Consider the following 20987-nt stretch of genomic DNA (forward strand, 5'->3'; position numbering starts at 1 on the left):
AGGGTGGTCTACTCGCCGGTAAGCAGCCGGATCCGGCCACTGCCGACGGCCGCCCGGGGAGAAAAAGGGCATTGCCTGACAACTCGTCGGGTGTTTCGCGATGCCCTCAACCACCGTGTCCCAAACGTCATCTGCACGGGTATCGGTCGTGCGTGTTCGATATGGCACGCTACTCCAGTTCGTTCCCCTCCCTCGCGCCCTGCCACCGCCGACGACGGGCAACCCCGTCCCGCCCGCGGTCGTACGGGCGCCAGGCCCGCGCACGCCTTCCGCACCGGGAGCGCCCTCGACGCGGGCCGCCGGCCCCGGTCGGACCGCACCCAGAAGGACGCGCCCCGTGAAGACTTCAGCTGAACGCCTGGCAGCACTCGGCTGCGCCGGTCTTGTCGCCGTGACGGCGGCAGGCTGCGGATCGGTCACCGACGCCGTCAAGGGGGACGGCGGCAAGGCGATCGTCATGGGCACCACGCAGCTCACCGGCGTGCTGGACCCGGCCGCCGCCTACGACTCCGGCTCCTGGCTGCTGCTGCGCAACACCTTCCAGTCGCTGCTCACCTTCCCGGCGGCCTCCAGCGCCCCCTCCCCGGACGCTGCGCAGTCCTGCGAGTTCACCGCGGGCGACGCCACCCAGTACCACTGCACCATGCGGACCGGCCTGAAGTTCTCCAACGGCCACCCGCTGACCGCCGCCGACGTGGTGTTCTCGATCGAGCGCACCAAGAAGATCAACGACCAGAACGGCGCGGCCCCCCTGCTCTCCTCGATCAGGAGCGTCGAGGCCAAGGGCGACACCGAGGTGATCTTCCACCTCTCCACGCCCGACGCCACCCTGCCGGCCAAGCTGGCCGGCCCGGCCGGCGCCATCCTCGACCACCAGGCCTACCCGGCCGACAAGGTCGTCCCCAACGACAAGCTGATCGGCTCCGGCCCGTACCGCTTCGAGACGGTCGAGGTCATGGGCGGCAACGGCGACACGGCCAAGCAGCTGGGCAAGGTCGTCCTGGTGCCCAACGACAAGTACAGCGGCGAGGCCAAGCTCCGGAACAGCAAGTTCACCATCCGGTACTTCGACAAGCCCGCCGACCTGAAGGCCGCGCTGGACAAGGGCGACGTCGACCTCACCGACAACAGCCTGGACCCGAACACCGCCGCCCAGATGCACTCCGACCAGCAGGGCGGCAAGACCGACCTCCAGGTCGTCGAGGGCGACAGCAACGACACCCGCTCGCTGGTCTTCAACACCAAGGACCCGGTCGCCGGCAACGTCGCCGTCCGCCAGGCCGCCGCCCAGCTGCTCGACCGCAAGTCGCTCGCCCGCGACGTCTTCGCCCGGACCGTCCAGCCGCTGTACGCGATGGTCCCGGCCGGCGTCACCGGCCACACCACGGCCTTCTTCGACCGTTACGGCGACCAGGACAGCGGCAAGGCCAAGAAGATCCTCACCGACGCCAAGGTCCAGCTCCCGGTCAAGCTCACCCTCACCTGGTCGCGCTCGCGGGCCGGCAGCGCCGAGCCCGAGACCCTGAAGAAGCAGTTGGAGGCCGGCGGCCTGTTCCAGGTGACCGTCCAGACGGAGCCGGACTGGGACAAGTACCGGGCCGGCTGGTCCGAGGGCCGCTACCAGGCGTACCTCATCGGCTGGTTCGCCGACTACCCGGACCCGGACAACTACATCGCCCCGCTGCTCATCGACGGCGGCGCCTACCACCACGGCTGGGACGACCCGAGGATCAGCCAGAAGCTGGTGCCGGACGGCCTCAAGCAGGCCGACCGCAGCGCCGCGGTGGCCGGCTACGCCCAGATCCAGCAGATCGTCGCCGAGAACGCGCCGCTCATCCCGCTGTACCAGAACAAGGGCTTCTTCGCGTCGCGTTCGTACATCATCGGCGTCGAGTCGACCATCGACACCACCGGCGTGTTCCGCTTCTGGGAGATCAGCCGCAGCGCCGGCAAGTAGACGACCGGACGACACCCCTCAACACGGCGGCCCGCCCGCCTTCCCCCAGGGTGCACGGGGAAGGCGGGCGGGCCGCCGGCTACAGGGTCTACAGGGCGCCCGGGCGCACCAGCCCGCTCTCGTACGCGTACACCGCCGCCTGCACCCGGTCGCGCAGCTGGAGCTTGGTCAGCACATGGCCGACGTGCGTCTTCACGGTGGTCTCGCTGACGAACAGTTCGGCCGCGATCTCCGCGTTCGAGAGCCCGCGCGCCACCAGCTTCAGCACCTCCAGCTCGCGCTCGGTCAGCGCGCTCAGCGCCTGCGGCGGCGCCTCCTCGCCCGAGGGCAGCTTGGTGGCGTACATGTCCAGCAGCCGGCGGGTGATGCTCGGCGCCAGCATCGCCGCGCCGTCCGCCACCACCCGGATCGCCTGCACCAGTTCCTCCGCCGGGACGTCCTTCAGCAGGAAGCCGCTGGCGCCCGCGCGCAGCGCCTCCACCACGTACTCGTCCAGGTCGAAGGTGGTCAGCACCAGCACCTTGGCCGGGCCGTCCCGCCCGGGACCGGCGATCCTGCGGGTCGCCTCGACGCCGTCCATCCTGGGCATCCGGATGTCCATCAGCACCACGTCGGGCTGCAGCGCCCGCACCTGGTCCAGCGCCTGCTGACCGTCGCCGGCCTCGCCGACCACGACCAGGTCGGACTCGGCCTCCAGGATCATCCGGAAACCGGTGCGCAGCAGCGGCTGGTCGTCGACCAGCAGCACTCGGATCGTCACTAGGACTCCTTGCTCATCTGATCCCCCGTGGGATCGTCTTCGTCAGACGTACGCGACAGCGGCAGCGGGTACGGCGGGGGAGTGCCGCCGAACTCCGGGCAACTGGCCTGGTGGTCGCACCAGTCGCAGAGGCGGTTGCGGGTCGCCGGGAACTCCCCGGTGGCCACCGCGTGGGTGATCCGCTCCCAGAGCGCCCGCAGCTTGCGCTCCACCGCGAGCAGGTCGGCCTCGTCCGGGTCGTAGCTGACCACGTCCCCGCCCCCGCCGAGGTAGACCAGCTGGAGCCGCTTGGGGACGACACCCTTCCAGCGCCACACCACGAGCGCGTAGAACTTCATCTGGAACATCGCCTTGCCCTCGAAGTCCCGCGAGGGCGCCCGGCCGGTCTTGTAGTCCACCAGCCGGACCTCACCGCTCGGGGCGACGTCCACCCGGTCGATGTAGCCGCGCAGCAGCAGCCCCGACTCCAGGGCCGTCTCCACGTACAGCTCGCGCTCCACCGGGTGCAGCCGGGTCGGGTCCTCCAGCCGGAACCACTGGCCGACCAGCTTCTCGGCGTCCGCCAGCCAGCGGGCGAGCGCCGCGCCGTCCGGATCGTCCGGGAACAGCGAGCCCAGCTCCGGGCGCTCGCCCAGCAGCCGCTCCCACTGCGGGCGCAGCAGGCCCAGCGCCCGCTCCGGCGTCCGCTCGGTCGCGGGGCTGTCGAAGAGCCGCTCCAGCACCGCGTGCACCAGCGTGCCCCTGGTCGCCGCCGCGCTCGGCGGCTCGGGCAGCCGGTCGATCACCCGCAGCCGGTACAGCAGGGGACAGGTCAGGAAGTCCCCCGCCCGGGACGGGGACAGGCCGGTCGGGGGCGCCGCCGGGCGCGCCGGGGCCCCGGCGGCGCTGGTGGTGTCGGTCTGCTGCATGCCTCCGACCCTATTGCCCTTCGCTGTCATCCCGCTGCCACGGTGCTGCCACACCGCGCGGCACAGTGGGTATGAAGCCGGACAGAGGGCCGCACGCCACCGGAGGGCCGCGATCACGTAGCGTGGGCGCACCGGGGCACGACGGGGCAGACGACCGAAGGGATCACGGTGAGCGACAGCAGGGGGCAGCAGACCTCCGACCAGCCACCGCAGGACGACGGCGGCCGCCCGGCAGGGCGACCGCCCCGGCCGCCCGAGCGCGGCAGCGGCCTCCTGGTGGGCCGCCCCTTCGGCGTGCCCATCTACGTGACCCCCTCCTGGTTCGTCATCGCCGCGCTGATCACCTGGGTGTTCGGCGGCCAGCTCGGCGACGTCCTGCCGGACCTCGGCGCCGCCCGCTACCTGCTCGCGTTCTTCTTCGCGGTCGCCTTCTACGCCTCCGTCCTGGTGCACGAGCTCGCTCACACCCTGGTCGCGCTTCGCTACAGGCTCGGTGTACGGCGGATCCAGCTCCAGTTCTTCGGCGGCGTCTCGGAGATCGAGAACGAGGCCGAGAGCCCGTGGCGCGAGTTCTGGCTGGCCTTCGTCGGCCCGCTGCTCTCGCTGGTGCTCGGTGGCGTGTTCTTCCTCGCGATGCAGGCCGTGGAGCTCTCCACGGTGCCCGGGGTGCTGCTCACCGGGCTGATGGTCTCCAACCTGGTGGTCGCCGCGTTCAACCTGCTGCCCGGCCTGCCGCTGGACGGCGGCCGGATGCTGCGCGCGGTCGTCTGGGCGATCAGCGGCAAGGCGATGACCGGCACGGTCGCCGCCGCCTGGGTCGGCCGGGCGCTGGCCGTCGCGGTGCTGGTCGGCCTGCCGCTGTTCAGCGCCGCCCGCGGGATCGAACGCACCACGACCGACACTCTGGTGGACGCGGTGCTGGCCGCCGTCCTCGCCGCGATCATCTGGAACGGCGCCACCGGAAGCCTGCGCAACGCCCGGCTCAAGGAGGTGCTGCCCGGCCTGCGGTTGCGCGAGCTCGCCCGCCGGACCGTCGAGGTCACCGCCGACACCCCGCTCGGCGAGGCGCTGCGCCGGGCCCGCGAGGCCCAGGCCGGCGCGGTCGTGGTGGTGGACGGCCGGGGCGACCCGATCGGCATCGTCCGCGAGTCCGCCGTCCGCGCGGTGCCCGAGCACCGCCGCCCGTGGGTCGCCGTCGGCCCGCTCGCCCGCGACCTCGAACCCGGCCTGCGGCTGGACGCCGACCTCGGCGGCGAGGACCTGCTGCGCGCCGTCCAGGCCACCCCGGCCGGGGAGTACCTGGTGGTCGAGGCGGACGGCCGGGTGTTCGGCGTCGCCGCGCTCACCGACATCGAGCAGCGCCTCACCGCCGCCGTCGCCGGCCGGTGATCACCCTGGTCGGGCGGACCGTCCGCTTCCCTTAGGATTGACCGCATGTCCGAACCGACCGGTGCCACCCGCCGACGCGGGCCCTTCCAGGTCGGGGACCAGGTCCAGCTGACCGACCCCAAGGGCCGCCACTACACGTTCACGCTCCAGGCCGGGAACCAGTTCCACACCCACAAGGGTGCGTTCCCGCACGACGAGCTGATCGGCGCCCCCGAGGGCACGGTCGTGCGCACCACGGGGAACGTCCCGTACCTCGCGCTGCGCCCCCTGCTCCCCGACTACGTCCTGTCCATGCCGCGCGGCGCCGCCGTGATCTACCCCAAGGACGCGGGGCAGATCCTGGCCATGGCCGACATCTTCGCCGGCGCCCGCGTCGTCGAGGCCGGTGTCGGCTCGGGCGCGCTCTCCACCTACCTGCTGCGCGCCGTCGGCGACACCGGCATGCTGGCCTCGTACGAGCGCCGGCAGGACTTCGCCGACATCGCCAAGGGCAACGTCGAGCGCTACTTCGGCGGGCCGCACCCGGCGTGGAAGCTCACCGTCGGCGACCTCCAGGACAACCTGGTCGAGGCCGACGTCGACCGCGTCATCCTCGACATGCTCGCCCCCTGGGAGTGCCTGGACGTCGCCTCCAAGGCGCTCGTCCCCGGCGGCCTGATCTGCTGCTACGTGGCGACCACCACGCAGATGTCCAAGACCGTCGAGGCACTGCGCGACCACGGCACCTTCACCGAGCCGCAGGCCTGGGAGACCATGGTCCGCACCTGGCACCTGGAGGGCCTGGCCGTCCGCCCGGACCACCGGATGATCGGCCACACCGGCTTCCTGCTCACCGCCCGCCGCCTCGCCGACGGCGTCGAGCCGCCGCTGCGCCGCCGCCGCCCGGCCAAGGGCGCGTACGGCGAGGACTACGACAACGGGGGCTCGGAGCCGAGCCTCCAGGAGCGCGCCGCGGCCCGTGCCGCCGCCCGCGCCGTCGAGACCGAGCAGCCCGACCTGGGCTGACCGGAATCGCTTCCCAGGGGTGGTACGAGCCTGCTCGTGCCACCCCTCGGCATTCCGGCCGCCGGCGTGTGGGACGATGCTCGCGCACGCAGACCAGCTCCTGGGAGCACTGGAGGGGACGCCTGGTGGAGACCGCGGTCGGGACGACGGCTGGACAGCAGACACCGCGGGGCCGCACCGGGCCCGGGCACGTGCGCACCGCCCCCTGGCACTGGGCCCTGGCCCTGGCCGGCTGCGGCGCGGTGGTGGCCGCGGCCCTCGCCGCCGGCCCCGCCACCGGCACCCCGGTGCCCGTCCACGGCACTCCCAAGGCCCTCGGGGCGAGTGCCGCCCCCGACCCGGCCAAGGCCCAACTTCCGCTCGACTGCGGCCCGTTCCCGGTCGCGACGGCCATCAGCATGCCGGCCGACCTGGGCGACGGACGGCCCGGCACGGTCGTCGCCGCGCACTGCGCGGCCGAGAACGGCACCCCGCCGGACGCCGTCTACCTGCTCGGTTTCGGCCCCGGCGACCGCCCGGTGGTGCTGGCCACGCTCCTCTCCGAGCGCGAGAACCTCACCCTCGGCCGGCTCGCACTGCGCTCCGACGGCGCCATCACCGGCCACGCGCAGGGGTATTCGAGCGACGAGGTGCCGCGCTTCCGTCCCGACATCTCACTCGACCTCACCTGGATGCGCAAGGGCGGCGGCTGGGAACGCTCCCAGACCGCCGCCCCGGTCAGCCAGACCTGAGGGGGAGGACGCGTCAGTCCGCGTCCGGCCCGTACACCTCGACCCGGTCGGTGACCCGGCGCACGTGGATGCAGTCGCCGGGGCACTCCTTCGCCGAGTCCACCACGTCCTGAAGGATCGTCAGCGGCACCGGGGCGGTCTCCCCGGGCTGCTGGCGCAGCTCGTCGTCCGGCCCCTTCACGTAGGCGAGGCCGTCGATGTCCAGCTCGAAGACCTCGGGTGCGTACTGCACGCAGATGCCGTCGCCGGTGCACAGATCCTGGTCGATCCACACCTCCAGCTGTTCGGCCGCCGCGGCCGTCTGCTCGGTTACCGACATGGTCCCCTGCCGTTTCTGTCCCGGGTCGCCCTTTTCCGGGGCAATCCCGCCATTCGTACAACGATCGGACCCAGGCGCCCGGTCGCGATCGGATATCACTTCGCTCGACGATACATCTGGCCCGCTTTGGGTGGTGAGCGGTGGGTATCCCCTTAGCAGAGGGGAAGCACGCTGGGGCGAAGATCGGACACGCCCGTTCCATCTTTCTTGATCTAGGGGTTTACGGACCCCTGGTCCCAGGTAGGGTCTGGAAGCGTCCAGCTCCCCGGAGGAGGTGAGGACCGTGGCAGCCCACGATGACGACTACAACCGCAGCACCGGCAGGCCCGCTCGTGGTTCCGACGAGGCCGCTCAGGTCTCGTTCCTTGAGCAGGAAATCGCTGTGCTGCGCCGCAAGCTCGCCGACTCGCCGCGCAATTCGAGGATCCTCGAAGAGCGGATCGTCGAGCTCCAGACCAACCTGGCCGGAGTGTCCGCCCAGAACGAACGGCTCGCCTCCACCCTGCGAGAGGCCCGCGACCAGATCGTGGCCCTCAAGGAGGAAGTGGACCGGCTGGCACAGCCCCCGGCCGGGTTCGGCACCTTCCTCGAGGCCAACGAGGACGGCACCGCCGACATCTTCACCGGGGGGCGCAAGCTCCGCGTGAACGTCAGCCCCAACGTCGCCCTCGACGAACTGCGGCGCGGCCAGGAAGTGATGCTCAACGAGGCCCTCAACATCGTGGACGCGATGGCCTTCGAGCGCATCGGCGAGATCGTCACCCTCAAGGAGATCCTCGAGGACGGCGAACGCGCCCTGGTCGTCGGCCACACCGACGAGGAGCGGGTGGTGCGCCTCGCCGAACCGCTGCGCGAGCTCACCGTCCGGGCGGGGGACGCCCTGCTGCTGGAGCCCCGCTCCGGCTACGTGTACGAGGTCGTGCCGAAGTCCGAGGTCGAGGAGCTGGTCCTCGAAGAGGTCCCGGACATCGACTACCGCCAGATCGGCGGACTGAGCAACCAGATCGAGCTGATCCGGGACGCGGTCGAGCTGCCCTACCTGCACGCCGACCTCTTCAAGGAGTACGAGCTGCGCCCGCCCAAGGGCGTGCTGCTCTACGGCCCGCCCGGCTGCGGCAAGACGCTGATCGCCAAGGCGGTCGCCAACTCGCTGGCCAAGAAGGTCGCCGAGGTCACCGGACGCCCCCAGGGGAAGAGCTACTTCCTCAACATCAAGGGCCCCGAACTGCTCAACAAGTACGTGGGCGAGACCGAGCGGCAGATCCGCCTGGTCTTCCAGCGGGCCCGGGAGAAGGCGAGCGAGGGCACGCCCGTCATCGTCTTCTTCGACGAGATGGAGTCGCTGTTCCGCACCCGCGGTTCCGGCGTCAGCTCGGACGTGGAGAACACCATCGTCCCGCAGCTGCTCGCCGAGATCGACGGTGTGGAGGGCCTGGAGAACGTCATCGTCATCGGCGCCTCGAACCGCGAGGACATGATCGACCCGGCGATCCTGCGGCCCGGCCGCCTGGACGTCAAGATCAAGATCGAGCGCCCGGACGCCGAGGCCGCGAAGGACATCTTCTCCAAGTACCTCAAGGAGTCGCTGCCGTTCCACCCGGACGACCTCAAGGAGCACGACGGCTCCCTGGGCACCACGGTGGCCGCGATGATCCAGTCGGTCGTGGAGCGGATGTACTCCGAGACCGAGGAGAACCGCTTCCTGGAGGTCACCTACGCCAACGGTGACAAGGAGGTCCTGTACTTCAAGGACTTCAACTCCGGCGCCATGATCCAGAACATCGTCGACCGCGCGAAGAAGATGGCCATCAAGGACTTCCTCGACCACGGTCAGCGCGGTCTGCGCGTCTCCCACCTGCTCGCCGCCTGCGTGGACGAGTTCAAGGAGAACGAGGACCTGCCGAACACCACCAACCCGGACGACTGGGCCCGCATCTCCGGCAAGAAGGGCGAGCGGATCGTCTTCATCCGCACGCTGGTCACCGGCAAGCAGGGCGCCGAGTCCGGCCGCTCGATCGACACTGTCGCCAACACGGGGCAGTACCTGTAAGCACGCGGTGAGACCGGGCCGCCCGGCGGTCCCCGGAACAGCACGCACCCCGTCCGGCTGTGGCGCCTCGCGGCCCCGCAGCCGGACGGCGCGTCTCGGGGTCCGCCCGTCGGCGCCGGGTTCTAGGCTCGACCCACCGATCGCGGGCAGAACGCCGGCGCCGGTGTTGTTCAGCGGTACGTCGGCGTGCTCCGCCCGTGGGGGGCGGCGCACCGGGCAAGGAGGGCCGCATGACCGTACGGCGCGTGATGGGCATCGAGACCGAGTACGGGATCTCCGTGCCCGGGCACCCCAACGCCAACGCCATGCTCACCTCGTCCCAGATCGTCAACGCGTACGCGGCGGCGATGCACCGGGCGCGGCGGGCCCGCTGGGACTTCGAGGAGGAGAACCCGCTGCGTGACGCCCGGGGCTTCGACCTGGCGCGCGAGGTGGCGGACGCCAGCCAGCTGACCGACGAGGACATCGGCCTGGCCAACGTCATCCTCACCAACGGGGCCCGGTTCTACGTGGACCACGCGCACCCCGAGTACAGCTCGCCCGAGGTCACCAACCCGCGCGACGCCGTGCTCTGGGACAAGGCCGGCGAGCGGATCATGGCCGCCGCCGCGCAGCGCGCGCTGGAACTGCCCAACGGGCAGAACATCCACCTGTACAAGAACAACACCGACAACAAGGGCGCCTCCTACGGCACCCACGAGAACTACCTGATGAAGCGGGCGACGCCGTTCGCCGACATCGTCCGCCACCTCACCCCGTTCTTCGTCTCCCGCCAGGTGGTCACCGGTGCCGGCCGGGTCGGCATCGGCCAGGACGGCTCGACGCACGGCTTCCAGATCAGCCAGCGGGCCGACTACTTCGAGGTCGAGGTAGGCCTGGAGACCACGCTCAAGCGCCCGATCATCAACACCCGGGACGAACCGCACGCCGACGCGGAGAAGTACCGCCGGCTGCACGTGATCATCGGGGACGCCAACCTCTCCGAGATCTCCACCTACCTCAAGCTGGGCACCACCTCACTGGTCCTGTCGATGATCGAGGACTCCTTCATCGCCTCCGACCTCGCCGTCGACCAGCCGGTGCGCACCCTGCACCGGGTCTCCCACGACCCCACGCTCAAGCACCTGATCACCCTGCGCAACGGGCGCAAACTCACCGCCGTCCAGCTCCAGCTGGAGTACTTCGAGCTGGCCCGCAAGTACGTCGAGGACCGCTTCGGCACCGACGCGGACGAGCAGACACTGGACGTGCTGGCCCGCTGGGAGGACGTCCTCGGGCGGCTGGAGCGCGATCCGATGTCGCTCTCCAGGCAACTGGACTGGATCGCCAAGCGGGAGATCCTGGAGGGCTACCGCAGCCGGGACGCCCTGGGGTGGGAGAACCCGCGGCTGCACCTGGTCGACCTCCAGTACAGCGACGTACGGCCCGACAAGGGCCTCTACAACCGGCTGGTGGCCCGCGGCCGGTTCGAGCGGCTGGTGACCGAGGCGGAGGTCGAGCGGGCCGTCTCCAAGCCCCCGGAGGACACCCGGGCGTACTTCCGCGGGCGCTGCCTGGAGCAGTACGCCGACCACGTCGCCGCGGCCTCCTGGGACTCGGTGATCTTCGACCTGCCGGGCCGGGACTCGTTGCAGCGGGTGCCCACGCTGGAGCCGCTGCGGGGCACCCGCAACCACGTCAAGGAGCTGCTGGACCGCTGTCGCACCGCGGAGGACCTGCTACGGGTCCTCTCCGGCGGGTAACTTTTCGATCACCATGGGTGAACGTCCGCCGAATGGGAATCATCCGGGGTGGCAGCGGGTGTTGGACAGGAAGCGCCACCGGCAAACCGGGAGCGGCAGTCGCACCTTGTGTATAGGGTCGGTGCAGCAAGCAACGACCAAACCGTGCCAGAAGAATCGAGCGGGGTGAGGGAAATGGCGAGCAAGGACACCGGCGGCGGCCAGCAGCGGGCGAACCGCTCCTCCGAGGAGGTCGAGGAGCAGGCCGCGGAAACCCAGAATTCCGACGACCTCAAGGAACGCCAGGAAAAGCTGAGCGACGACGTCGACGCGGTGCTGGACGAAATCGACGAGGTCCTGGAGTCGAATGCGGAAGATTTCGTCCGTGGATTCGTGCAGAAGGGCGGGCAATAGCCCGTCCCCGGTATTCGGGAATTCACGGTCGTGACCGTCGAGGGCGGTCGGGCGGCGAGGGCCGCCCGGCCGTCCGGCACCGGCCCCCTGCGCGCGTGGACAGTGATCGTCGGGCGGGTAGGGTGCGGGCAGCGCGAGCTTCAAGCTACCTGGAAGGAATCGTGTGGAAGCCAACACTCGTGGCACCGGGCGTCTACCGGCTGCCTTCCTGACCCCGGGGTCCTCCTCCTTCGTGGACTTCCTCGCCGAGCACCGGCCGGAGCTGATCCCCGGCCACCGCGGGCTCCCCGCGGGGGCCGTGGTCGACGCCCCGCACGGGACCACCATCGTGGCCGCGGTGTTCGACGGCGGCGTGGTGATCGCCGGTGACCGCCGGGCGACGATGGGCAACGTGATCGCCCAGCGCGACATGGAGAAGGTGTTCCCGGCCGACGAGTACAGCGCGGTCGGCATCGCCGGCACCGCAGGCCTCGCCATCGAGATGGTCCGGCTGTTCCAACTGGAGCTGGAGCACTACGAGAAGATCGAGGGCGCGGTGCTCTCGCTGGAGGGCAAGGCCAACCGGCTCACCGCGATGATCCGGGGCAACCTGGGCATGGCGATGCAGGGCCTGGCGGTCGTCCCGCTGTTCGCCGGCTACGACCTGGACCTCGGCCGCGGCCGGATCTTCAACTACGACGTCACCGGCGGGCGTTCCGAGGAGCGCGGCTTCGCCGCCACCGGCTCGGGTTCGGTCTTCGCCCGCGGCTCGATGAAGAAGCTCTACCGCGACGGCCTGACGGCCGACCAGGCCGCCATGCTCGTCGTCCAGGCGCTGTACGACGCGGCCGACGACGACTCCGCCACCGGCGGCCCCGACCTCGCCCGCAAGATCTTCCCGATCGTCTCGCTGATCACCGAGGACGGCTTCCGCCGGCTCACCGACGCGGAGGTCACCGAGATCGCGGTCGCGATCACCGACGAGCGCCGCTCGCACCCCAACGGCCCGCAGGCCCCGCTGCTCTAGCCATCACCTCTCAGGAAAGGGACGACCGCCGGTGTCGACACCGTTCTACGTCTCGCCCCAGCAGGCCATGGCGGACCGCGCGGAGTACGCCCGCAAGGGCATCGCGCGCGGCCGCAGCGTGGTCGTGCTCACCTACGCCGACGGCATCGTCTTCGTCGCGGAGAACACCTCCAGAGCGCTTCACAAGGTCTCCGAGATCTACGACAAGATCGCCTTCGCGGCGGTCGGCCGCTACAACGAGTTCGAGAACCTGCGCATCGGCGGCGTCCGCTACGCCGACCTGCGCGGCTACTCCTACGACCGGGCCGACGTCACCGCCCGGGGCCTGGCCAACGTCTACGCCCAGACGCTCGGCACCATCTTCTCCTCGGTCGGCGAGAAGCCCTACGAGGTCGAGCTGATCGTGGCCGAGGTCGGCCGCACCGCGGACGAGGACCAGATCTACCGCCTCACCCCGGACGGCTCGATCGTCGACGAGAAGAACTACGTCGTGGTCGGCGGCAACGCCGACTCGATCGGCAACTACCTGGGCCAGCGCCACCGGGCCGGGATGAGCCTCACCGAGGTGGTCCGGGCCGCCGTGGACTCGCTCGCCCGCGACCCCAACGGCGGCAGCCCGCGCGCCCTCACCCCGGAGCAGCTGGAGGTGGCCGTCCTCGACCGCCAGCGGTTCCAGCAGCGCAAGTTCAAGCGCATCCTGGGCAACCAGCTCGCCCGGCTGCTCGACGGCGACCAGTCCGCCGAGTCGGACGACGAGGACGACCCGGCGGACACCGCGCCGGAGTAGCAGTGCCTGCGGAGTCCCGTACGGCGGCCGGACGGAGGCCGTACGGGACTCCGGTGCCCCTGCGGCGGCCCAGTCGTCGTGGAGGCGGTTTCGGACAGCTCCGACACAGAATGGAGTGCTCATGGACCGCCGGATTTTCGGGCTGGAGAACGAGTACGGCGTGACCTGCACGTTCCGCGGGCAGCGCAGGCTGTCGCCGGACGAGGTGGCGCGGTACTTGTTCCGCCGGGTCGTCTCCTGGGGCCGCAGCAGCAACGTCTTCCTGCGCAACGGCGCCCGGCTGTACCTCGACGTCGGTTCCCACCCCGAGTACGCCACCCCCGAGTGCGACGACGTGGTCGAGCTGGTGACGCACGACAAGGCGGGCGAGCGGATCCTCGAAGGGCTCCTGGTCGACGCCGAGCGGCGGCTGCACGAGGAGGGCATCGCGGGGGACGTCTACCTGTTCAAGAACAACACCGACTCGGCCGGCAACTCCTACGGCTGCCACGAGAACTACCTGGTGGCCCGGCACGGCGAGTTCTCCCGGCTGGCCGACGTGCTGATCCCCTTCCTGGTGACCCGCCAGCTGATCTGCGGCGCCGGCAAGGTACTGCAGACCCCGCGCGGCGCGGTCTACTGCGTCAGCCAGCGCGCCGAGCACATCTGGGAGGGCGTCAGCTCCGCCACCACCCGCTCCCGCCCGATCATCAACACCCGCGACGAGCCGCACGCGGACGCCGAGCGCTACCGCCGGCTGCACGTGATCGTCGGCGACTCCAACATGTCGGAGACCACGACGCTGCTCAAGGTCGGCGCCACCGACCTGGTGCTGCGGCTGATCGAGGCCGGCGTGGTGATGCGCGACCTCACCCTGGAGAACCCGATCCGGGCGATCCGCGAGGTCAGCCACGACCTCACCGGCACCCACCAGGTGCGGCTCGCCAACGGGCGCGAGGCCAGCGCGCTGGACATCCAGGAGGAGTACTACACCAAGGCGCTGGAGTTCGCCGACCGCAAGGGCATCAACACCGGCACCATCGGCCGGGTGCTCGAACTGTGGGGCCGGACCCTGGAGGCCGTCCGCACCGAGAACCTGGACGAGGTGGCCACCGAGATCGACTGGATCATGAAGTACAAGCTCATCGAGCGCTACCGCGAGAAGCACCAGATGAGCATGTCCAACCCGCGGGTGGCCCAGATCGACCTGGCGTACCACGACATCCACCGCCGGCGCGGCCTGTTCTACCTGCTCCAGGGCAAGGGCCAGGCGAAGCGGGTGACCACCGACCTCAAGACCTTCGAGGCCAAGTCCATCCCGCCGCAGACCACCCGGGCCCGGCTGCGCGGGGACTTCATCCGCCGGGCGCAGGAGCAGCGCCGGGACTTCACGGTGGACTGGGTGCACCTGAAGCTGAACGACCAGGCGCAGCGCACGGTGCTCTGCAAGGACCCGTTCCGCTCGGTGGACGAGCGGGTGGAGAAGCTGATCGCCGGGATGTGAGCCCCGCGGGGGATCCCAGGTTCGTGATCAAGGCGGTGTCCGGCCCCGGTGGTGTCTACCGGGGCCGGACGCCGTCCGGGCATACGCTGTCCGTCGAAGTCAGGAGAGCCGACCTCGATCGACAGTTAGGACCACCGTGCGCCGCACCGCCGGTTTGCTACTCACCCTGCCCCTGCTGCTGGCGGTCGCCTGCGGCAGTTCGCCCAAGGCGGCCGGCCCGGCGACTCCGTCCGCGGCGAGCGCGCCTCCGACGGTGCCCGCACCGGTCGGCGAGGCGTCGCCGATGCCCACGCTCTCGGAGGGCGGTTTCGGCAGCAAGGCCACCATCACCCTCCCGGAGGGCCAGCCCGGCGGCCAGTTCGTGGTGAACACCGTCAGCGAGGGCGAGCGGTCGACGGTCAACAAGGGCGACTGGGTGACGGTCAACTACACGGCGAAGGACTGGACCACCGGCAAGGACCTGCCCAGCTCGTACGACCCGAGCGGGAAGCCGCAGCTCTACCAGGCCGGCAGCGGACAGCTCGTGCCGGCGCTGGACCAGAGCGTGATCGGCAAGAAGGTCGGCAGCCGGCTGCTGGTGGTCGCCCCGCCGGCGGCGGCCTTCGGCGAGCAGGGCAGCACCCAGCTCGGCGTCAACAAGGGCGACACCGTGGTGTTCGTCCTGGACATCATGGAGAGCCTGCCGCAGGACTCCACGCTGACCGGCGCCATGACCCCGCCGCCGGCGACGATGCCGCAGGTCAAGGACAACGGCAAGGCCCCGGTGACGATCACCGTGCCGACCGGGCAGGCCGCGCCCACCGACCTGGAGCAGGCGGTGCTGATCAAGGGCGAGGGCAAGCAGGTCAAGAGCGGGCAGACCCTGGTGGTGCAGTACACCGGGGTGCTCTGGAACAACGGCCAGCAGTTCGACTCCTCCTGGACGCACGGGGGCGCGCAGGCGGTGCAGATCGGCACCGGCAGCGTGATCGAGGGCTGGGACAAGGCGCTGGTCGGCCAGACCGTCGGCAGCCGGATCCTGCTCGTGGTGCCGCCCGGGCTCGGCTACAAGGACCAGGCGCAGGGCTCGGTGCCGCCCAACTCGACGCTGGTCTTCGTGATCGACGTTCTGGAAGCGGTTTAGGGAAGCGGCTCAGGGAAGCGGTTTAGGGCGGACACGCTCTAGGAAGTCCCCCCTGGGATTCCGTACGCTTGGGCGGACGCTCGTACAACGAAGCGTCCGCCCTCATCCTGAGCTGTCATACTGCCCTCGCACTGTGGCAGGCGCCGCCCGGCGTCGAGGTCCGGGGCGGACGGTGCGACGGCAGACCGGCAGTCAGCACGCCGGTCGCAGACCTGGAAGACCTCGTGGCGAGATGGATGGGGAGTCATGACTGAGAAGACGCCGAGCCCGGGCGGGGCCGGCACCGCGGCGAACGACAGCTCTGCGGGTGACCCGACCGCCTCGCGTCCCGGCGGCCCGCTCCCGGGGGACGGCGAGTCGATCGTCGTCCCGCCGTCGATCCTGAAGCAGCAGGCCGGCTGGGCCCAGCCCGGAGAGCAGCCGCGCGCCTCGGGCGGGACCAAGACGGACGACACCCCGCAGATCTTCGCCTCCACCGTGCGTCGGGGCGACACCTCGGAGGCCGGGTACGACGAGAACCCGCCCGGGGTGGGCCGGCTGGGCGTGATCCTCGGCACGGTGCTGGCCGTGCTGCTGGCCGGCAGCGCCGTGACGCTGTACCTGGTGAACAAGGACGGCAAGTCGGACACCGCCGCCAAGCCGGACGCCGCCAAGAGCGCGCCGCCCACGCCGACCGCCGACCCGGTGCCGCCGATCAAGGACAGCGCCAAGGTGCTGCCCACCGTCACCGGTGACTTCGGCAAGAAGGCCGAGATCCAGGTGCCGGGCGAGGCCTCCGACGGCTCCTTCGTGGTGAAGGTGCTGACCGAGGGCACCGGCCCCAAGGTGGACAAGAACTCCTGGACCTCGGTGGACTACACCGCCAAGGACTGGACCACCGGCAAGGACATCCCGAGCTCGTACGACAACAACGGCAAGCCGCAGATCTTCCAGGCCGGCACCGACGCGCTGATCCCGGCGCTGGACCAGGCCGTGGTCGGGAAGAAGGCCGGCAGCCGGGTCCTCGTGGTGGCCCCGCCGGCCGCCGCGTTCGGCTCCCAGGGCAAGGCCGACATGTCGATCGGGGCGAAGGACGACCTGATCTTCGTGATCGACATCCGCAACGCCAACGCGCCCGACGCCGTGGTGAGCGGCACCGTCACGCCGCCGCCCGCGGACTTCCCGCAGGTCAAGGACAACGGCAAGAAGCCGGCCGAGATCACCCCGGTGGCCGGCGCGAAGGACCCGACCGAGCTGAAGTCGCACGTCCTGATCAAGGGCACCGGGCCGGCGGTGGAGAAGGGCGAGAAGGTCGTCGTCCAGTACACCGGCGCGCTGTTCAAGGACGGCAAGATGTTCGACTCCTCGCTCAGCAAGGGCCAGGCGTTCTCCTTCCCGGTCGGCGGTGGCCAGGTCATCCAGGGCTGGGACCAGGGGCTGGTGGGCCAGACCGTCGGCAGCCGGGTGGAGCTGGTGATCCCGGCCGCGCTGGCCTACGGCGACAAGGGCCAGGGCGACATCCCGCCGGGCGCGCCGCTGGTCTTCGTGGTGGACATCCTGGACGCCGGTCAGGGCTGATCCACTTTCGGGTGACAATGGTGTGCGTGTGACCTTCAGGTCCGGCCGCGTGGCCGGACCACCCCGGGCGGTGGGCGCCCGTACCGTGGTCCGGGAACGGACCGGGGGTGCGGGCGCCCGCCGCTTGGTCGTGACTGCAATGCGAAACGTGAGAAGAGGGACTGTGAGCGTCAACCTCAACGAGAAGCCCGAGATCGACTTCCCGATCGGCGACGCCCCGGCGGACCTGCAGATCCGCGACATCGTCGTCGGTGACGGCGAGGAGGCCAAGCCGGGCCACAACGTCAAGGTCCGCTACGTCGGCGTGACCTTCGAGACCGGCGAGGAGTTCGATGCGAGCTGGAACCGGACCCCGAACGAGTTCCGCTTCCCGCTGGGCGGCGGCCGCGTCATCAAGGGCTGGGACCAGGGCGTCGTCGGCATGAAGGTCGGCGGTCGCCGCGAGCTGACCATCCCGTCGCACCTGGCGTACGGCAACCAGTCGCCGACCCCGCTGATCCCGGCGGGCTCGACCCTGATCTTCGTGGTCGACCTGCTGGGCGTCTGAGCCTGCCGCGGCCGTGGGCCGGACCCCTCCGGGGGCCCGGCCCACGGGCGTTTCGGGAGGCCGCTTTTGCCGTGCGTACCGCTACCGGTACGGTCGGTCCCGCCGGGTGGTGATCGCCCGGTTGGCGCACCCCGCGCACGGCGCGGCACACCGGAAGGGTCAGCGATGGCGATCGCCAAGGCAGAGCGGCTGATGAATCTCGCCCTGTGCCTGATGAACACCAGACGTCCGCTCTCCAAGAAGGAGCTGCGGGAATCCATCGAGGCGTACCGCGAGGCCTGGCAGAACAGCAGCGAGGACGCCTTCAACCGGATGTTCGAGCGGGACAAGGACGACCTGCGCGAACTCGGCCTGGTGATCGACGTCGACGAGAGCGCCCTGGACGGCGAGCTCGGCTACCTGGCCCGCGCCGACCGCAACCGGCTGCCCGAGATCGCGCTGGACGCCGAGGAGGCGGCCGCGCTGACCCTGGCCGCCCGGGTCTGGCAGCAGGCCAAGATGTCCGGCGCGGCCAGCGGCGCGCTGCAGAAGCTGCGCGCCGCCGGGGTGCCGTTCGCCGAGCCCGAGGGCCGGACCGCCCTGGAGCCGCGCATCCCCGCCCGGGAGGCCGCGTTCGAGCCGCTGCTCACCGCCGCCCGGGACCGCCGCCCGGTCGGCTTCGAGTACCGCAAGGCCGGCGCCGCCGCCGGCGAGCTGCGCACCGTCGAGCCGTGGGCGCTGGAGTGCTGGCGCGGGCACTGGTACCTGGCCGGGTGGGACCGCGACCGCGGCGACGCCCGGGTGTTCCGGCTCAGCCGGATCACCGGCAAGGTCCGGGCCAGGACCGGCGCCTTCCTCGGCACCGTGCCCGAGCACGTCGACGTCCGCGCGACCGTCGCCAAGTTCGCGGGCGAGGGCGCCACCGCCACCGCCACCGTCCGGGTCCGCCGGGGAGCGGGCTTCCCGCTGCGCACCAAGGCGCTGAGCAGCGCGCGGGTGGACGACGGCTGGGACGAGCTGGAGATCCCGTACGGCAACGGGCTGGGCGCCGACCTCGCCGAGTTCGGGCCGGACGTGCTGGTGCTCGGGCCCGAGGAGCTGCGGGCCGACGTGATCGACCGGCTGCGGGCCGTGGCCGGGCTGGACGTGGTGAACGGAAGCGGAGGGGTTCAGGCGTGAGCAACGCGATCGACCAGACGCGGCGGATGCTGTCGCTGGTCACCTACCTGCGCGAGCGCCCCGGCGCCGAGGTGGCCGAGGTGGCCCGCGCGTTCGGGATCTCCGAGCGCGAGCTGATTGGGGACCTCAACGTGCTGCCGATGTGCGGCACCAGCTTCCGCGGCGGCGACCTGCTCGACATCGACACCGACGGCGAGCGGATCTGGTGGCACAACGTCGACGACGTGGCCCAGCCGCTGCGCCTCGCCGCCGACGAGGCCACCGCGCTGCTGGTCGCCGCCCGTGCGGTGGCCGGGCTGCCCGGCCTGCGGGCCGGCGACCGGGAGGCGCTCACCCGGGCCGTCGTCAAGATCGAGAACGCGGCGGGCGAGAGCGCCGCCGGCAGCGCCCGGGTCGGCGTGACCTTCGAGGCGGAGGGCCACGTGTTCGCCGACATCGACCGCGCGCTCAGCGAGGGGCGCCGCCTGTGGCTGCGCTACTACTCGCACGGGCGCGGCGGGATGACCGAGCGCGAGGTCGACCCGATCCGGCTGCTCACCGAGGGCCACACCTACCTCGAGGCCTGGTGCCGCACCTCCGAGGACCACCGGATGTTCCGGTTGGACCGGGTCGCCGAGATCCGGGTGCTGGACGTCCCCGCCGACCCGCCGCGGCGCGAGCCGCGCGACCTGAGCGGCGGGCTGGTCAACCCGTCCGCGGACGACCCCGAGGTGGTCGTCGAGGTCACCTCCGGCGGGCGCTGGGTGGCCGAGTACTACACCCACGACCGGGCCGAGGAACTGCCCGACGGCGGGCTGCGGATCACCCTGCGCAGCGCCGATCCCTCCCAGCTGCGCCCGTTGGCGCTGCGGCTGGGCCGGGACGGCCGGATCGTCTCGCCGCCCGGGCTGGCCGGGCAGGCCCGCGCGGCCGCCCTGGAAGCGCTGGCCGCGTACGGGGAGCAGACCGTCGCCGACGGGGAGGGGCGGGTCTGATCGGTGGAGCCCGGGACCAGATTCAAGGTGTACTGCTCCGAGTGCCGGGAGAAGGTCGAGCTCCCGGCGGAGGAGTTCCGGCTGACCCTCGGTCGCACCCCGGCCCAGGCGCACTACAGCTTCGGCTGCCCGCTCTGCGGGGCGGCGGTGCGCAAGCCGGCCGGGGAGAAGATCGTCGCGGCGCTCGTCGGGGCCGGGGTGCGCACCATGCGGCTCGTCCCGGCCGAGGGGTAGCGCCGCCGGGCGCCCTCCTCCGGACCCGGCCGGGGGGCCGGGCCCGATAGGGTGGGGCGCATGTCCTGGATGCTCGTCGCCGCCGTCCTGCTCGCCACCGCGGGCCTGCTGGTCCTCGGGGTGCTCGCGATCCGGCTCTGGCTGGACGTGCGGGCGCTGGCCAAGGGAGTGGACGCGGCCTCGCGGGCGCTGGCCGAGGCGGCGGGGGAGCTGGCGGAGGCCGTACCGGGCCGGTAGGGCCGTCCGGTGGTGCCCCTCGGGTGGTGCCCGCTCGGCAGTGCCGTTTAGCACAGGAGGGCCGTCGGTGGTACGGGGGCTGCTGCGGGGAGGCGGGGGCGGGTTACGCTCTCAGGTGGCTCCTGCAGATGGCTCCTGAACTGCGAACCGGGGCCGCTGTCCTGTTCGGGCGGCCGTCGTCGTGGCGTCATCCGCAGCGGTTACCATCCGCGGCGGGGGGCCCGACGGGTCGCCATGAGTGAAGGTGGTCGCGCAATGCGCATCTCGATGACCGCGATCGTGGTGGTCGTGATTTTCGCCGTCCTGCTGTTCGGCGCCAAGCGGCTGCCCGACCTGGCTCGCTCGCTCGGGCAGTCGATGCGGATCCTGAAGAGCGAGGCCAAGGCCATGCGCTCGGACGGCGCCGAGGAGGACGCCGCCGCGACGCCGCCTCCGGCGCCCCGGGTCGACGGCGGTTCGGCGACGACCGCGGCCAGGACCATCCAGGCCGCTCCGGGCGCCTCGGGCACCGCCCGCCCGGTGGCCGAGCCCGCCGCCGGGCCGTCCGCGGCCGACGGCGACCGCCCGCACTGAGTGCGGCGCACGTGACGAACGCGACCACGGAGGCCCGTCGACCGGCGGGCCTCG

General features: G+C 71.3%; 21 protein-coding genes. 18 read left to right on the forward strand and 3 right to left on the reverse strand.

Annotated features, from left to right (window positions below; translation table 11 throughout):
* The first annotated feature begins 337 nt into the window (after nt 1–337).
* The gene (locus AB0O19_RS06100) at nt 338–1957 is read left to right on the forward strand and encodes an ABC transporter substrate-binding protein (protein WP_363618110.1); all 1620 of its coding nucleotides are present in this window, start codon (nt 338–340) and stop codon (nt 1955–1957) included.
* Between the two features lie 88 nt (nt 1958–2045).
* Here the strand turns inward: AB0O19_RS06100 and AB0O19_RS06105 are convergent, their stop codons facing one another.
* Both AB0O19_RS06105 and AB0O19_RS06110 read right to left on the reverse strand, forming a co-directional pair.
* The gene (locus tag AB0O19_RS06105; RefSeq protein ID WP_063346919.1) at nt 2046–2717 is read right to left on the reverse strand and encodes a response regulator transcription factor; all 672 of its coding nucleotides are present in this window, start codon (nt 2715–2717) and stop codon (nt 2046–2048) included.
* A complete protein-coding gene (locus AB0O19_RS06110; RefSeq protein WP_063346918.1) occupies nt 2717–3625 on the reverse strand; it encodes a RecB family exonuclease in 909 nt (302 codons plus the stop codon). The genes AB0O19_RS06105 and AB0O19_RS06110 overlap by 1 nt, the downstream gene beginning before the upstream one ends.
* Nucleotides 3626–3793: 168 nt before the next feature.
* Between AB0O19_RS06110 and AB0O19_RS06115 the strand changes: the two genes are divergently transcribed.
* From AB0O19_RS06115 to AB0O19_RS06125, 3 genes are all read left to right on the forward strand, one after another.
* Nucleotides 3794–5014 (forward strand): site-2 protease family protein, encoded by a 1221-nt coding sequence (locus AB0O19_RS06115; protein WP_363618112.1) that lies wholly within the window; start codon nt 3794–3796, stop codon nt 5012–5014.
* A gap of 45 nt (nt 5015–5059) precedes the next feature.
* Entirely contained in the window at nt 5060–6019 is a 960-nt protein-coding gene (locus AB0O19_RS06120) for a tRNA (adenine-N1)-methyltransferase (RefSeq protein ID WP_350877994.1), read from the forward strand.
* Nucleotides 6020–6144: 125 nt separating this feature from the next.
* Nucleotides 6145–6750 (forward strand): hypothetical protein, encoded by a 606-nt coding sequence (locus AB0O19_RS06125; RefSeq protein WP_363618114.1) that lies wholly within the window; start codon nt 6145–6147, stop codon nt 6748–6750.
* A 13-nt stretch (nt 6751–6763) separates the two neighbouring features.
* Here the strand turns inward: AB0O19_RS06125 and AB0O19_RS06130 are convergent, their stop codons facing one another.
* On the reverse strand, nt 6764–7069 hold the full coding sequence (locus AB0O19_RS06130; RefSeq protein ID WP_363583906.1) for a ferredoxin: 306 nt from the start codon (nt 7067–7069) through the stop codon (nt 6764–6766).
* Nucleotides 7070–7352: 283 nt separating this feature from the next.
* Here AB0O19_RS06130 and arc point away from each other — a divergent pair, with 283 nt between their 5' ends.
* The 14 genes from arc to tatA all read left to right on the forward strand — a co-directional run bounded on the left by arc (nt 7353) and on the right by tatA (nt 20933).
* Nucleotides 7353–9119, forward strand: a complete 1767-nt coding sequence (arc, locus tag AB0O19_RS06135; protein WP_363583904.1) for a proteasome ATPase — start codon at nt 7353–7355, stop codon at nt 9117–9119.
* A gap of 230 nt (nt 9120–9349) precedes the next feature.
* Nucleotides 9350–10861, forward strand: a complete 1512-nt coding sequence (gene dop, locus AB0O19_RS06140) for a depupylase/deamidase Dop (RefSeq protein ID WP_208869055.1) — start codon at nt 9350–9352, stop codon at nt 10859–10861.
* A 174-nt stretch (nt 10862–11035) separates the two neighbouring features.
* Nucleotides 11036–11254: a ubiquitin-like protein Pup gene (locus AB0O19_RS06145; protein ID WP_031069167.1), complete on the forward strand. Its 219-nt coding sequence runs from the start codon at nt 11036–11038 to the stop codon at nt 11252–11254.
* A 163-nt stretch (nt 11255–11417) separates the two neighbouring features.
* On the forward strand, nt 11418–12260 hold the full coding sequence (gene prcB, locus AB0O19_RS06150) for a proteasome subunit beta (protein ID WP_363583902.1): 843 nt from the start codon (nt 11418–11420) through the stop codon (nt 12258–12260).
* Between the two features lie 31 nt (nt 12261–12291).
* The gene (gene prcA, locus AB0O19_RS06155) at nt 12292–13047 is read left to right on the forward strand and encodes a proteasome subunit alpha (protein WP_363583900.1); all 756 of its coding nucleotides are present in this window, start codon (nt 12292–12294) and stop codon (nt 13045–13047) included.
* Nucleotides 13048–13168: 121 nt separating this feature from the next.
* Nucleotides 13169–14530 (forward strand): Pup--protein ligase, encoded by a 1362-nt coding sequence (gene pafA, locus AB0O19_RS06160; protein ID WP_363618116.1) that lies wholly within the window; start codon nt 13169–13171, stop codon nt 14528–14530.
* Nucleotides 14531–14666: 136 nt separating this feature from the next.
* Complete coding sequence (locus AB0O19_RS06165; RefSeq protein ID WP_363618118.1) at nt 14667–15653, forward strand: FKBP-type peptidyl-prolyl cis-trans isomerase; 987 nt, start codon at nt 14667–14669, stop codon at nt 15651–15653.
* Between the two features lie 246 nt (nt 15654–15899).
* A complete protein-coding gene (locus tag AB0O19_RS06170) occupies nt 15900–17210 on the forward strand; it encodes an FKBP-type peptidyl-prolyl cis-trans isomerase (RefSeq protein ID WP_363618120.1) in 1311 nt (436 codons plus the stop codon).
* A gap of 163 nt (nt 17211–17373) precedes the next feature.
* Nucleotides 17374–17757: an FKBP-type peptidyl-prolyl cis-trans isomerase gene (locus AB0O19_RS06175; protein WP_363583892.1), complete on the forward strand. Its 384-nt coding sequence runs from the start codon at nt 17374–17376 to the stop codon at nt 17755–17757.
* 165 nt (nt 17758–17922) lie between these two features.
* Nucleotides 17923–18915, forward strand: a complete 993-nt coding sequence (locus AB0O19_RS06180) for a WYL domain-containing protein (protein ID WP_350877984.1) — start codon at nt 17923–17925, stop codon at nt 18913–18915.
* Nucleotides 18916–18941: 26 nt separating this feature from the next.
* A complete protein-coding gene (locus AB0O19_RS06185) occupies nt 18942–19889 on the forward strand; it encodes a WYL domain-containing protein (RefSeq protein WP_363618486.1) in 948 nt (315 codons plus the stop codon).
* Between the two features lie 27 nt (nt 19890–19916).
* Nucleotides 19917–20123, forward strand: a complete 207-nt coding sequence (locus AB0O19_RS06190; RefSeq protein WP_363583890.1) for a hypothetical protein — start codon at nt 19917–19919, stop codon at nt 20121–20123.
* Between the two features lie 60 nt (nt 20124–20183).
* Entirely contained in the window at nt 20184–20360 is a 177-nt protein-coding gene (locus tag AB0O19_RS06195) for a hypothetical protein (protein WP_159398379.1), read from the forward strand.
* 255 nt (nt 20361–20615) lie between these two features.
* On the forward strand, nt 20616–20933 hold the full coding sequence (gene tatA, locus AB0O19_RS06200) for a Sec-independent protein translocase subunit TatA (protein ID WP_363583888.1): 318 nt from the start codon (nt 20616–20618) through the stop codon (nt 20931–20933).
* Nucleotides 20934–20987 lie beyond the last annotated feature (54 nt).

The organism is Kitasatospora sp. NPDC091276 (assembly GCF_040684355.1).
Taxonomy (GTDB): Bacteria; Actinomycetota; Actinomycetes; order Streptomycetales; family Streptomycetaceae; genus Kitasatospora.

What these genes read in the sequence shown, in the direction of transcription:
- AB0O19_RS06110 (WP_063346918.1), bottom strand. Translation starts at nt 3,625, where the DNA reads ATGCAGCAGACCGACACCACCAGCGCCGCCGGGGCCCCGGCGCGCCCG.
- AB0O19_RS06120 (WP_350877994.1), top strand. Translation starts at nt 5,060, where the DNA reads ATGTCCGAACCGACCGGTGCCACCCGCCGACGCGGGCCCTTCCAGGTC.
- AB0O19_RS06130 (WP_363583906.1), bottom strand. Translation starts at nt 7,069, where the DNA reads ATGTCGGTAACCGAGCAGACGGCCGCGGCGGCCGAACAGCTGGAGGTG.
- dop (WP_208869055.1), top strand. Translation starts at nt 9,350, where the DNA reads ATGACCGTACGGCGCGTGATGGGCATCGAGACCGAGTACGGGATCTCC.
- AB0O19_RS06145 (WP_031069167.1), top strand. Translation starts at nt 11,036, where the DNA reads ATGGCGAGCAAGGACACCGGCGGCGGCCAGCAGCGGGCGAACCGCTCC.
- pafA (WP_363618116.1), top strand. Translation starts at nt 13,169, where the DNA reads ATGGACCGCCGGATTTTCGGGCTGGAGAACGAGTACGGCGTGACCTGC.
- AB0O19_RS06170 (WP_363618120.1), top strand. Translation starts at nt 15,900, where the DNA reads ATGACTGAGAAGACGCCGAGCCCGGGCGGGGCCGGCACCGCGGCGAAC.
- AB0O19_RS06180 (WP_350877984.1), top strand. Translation starts at nt 17,923, where the DNA reads ATGGCGATCGCCAAGGCAGAGCGGCTGATGAATCTCGCCCTGTGCCTG.
- AB0O19_RS06185 (WP_363618486.1), top strand. Translation starts at nt 18,942, where the DNA reads ATGCTGTCGCTGGTCACCTACCTGCGCGAGCGCCCCGGCGCCGAGGTG.
- AB0O19_RS06195 (WP_159398379.1), top strand. Translation starts at nt 20,184, where the DNA reads ATGTCCTGGATGCTCGTCGCCGCCGTCCTGCTCGCCACCGCGGGCCTG.
- tatA (WP_363583888.1), top strand. Translation starts at nt 20,616, where the DNA reads ATGCGCATCTCGATGACCGCGATCGTGGTGGTCGTGATTTTCGCCGTC.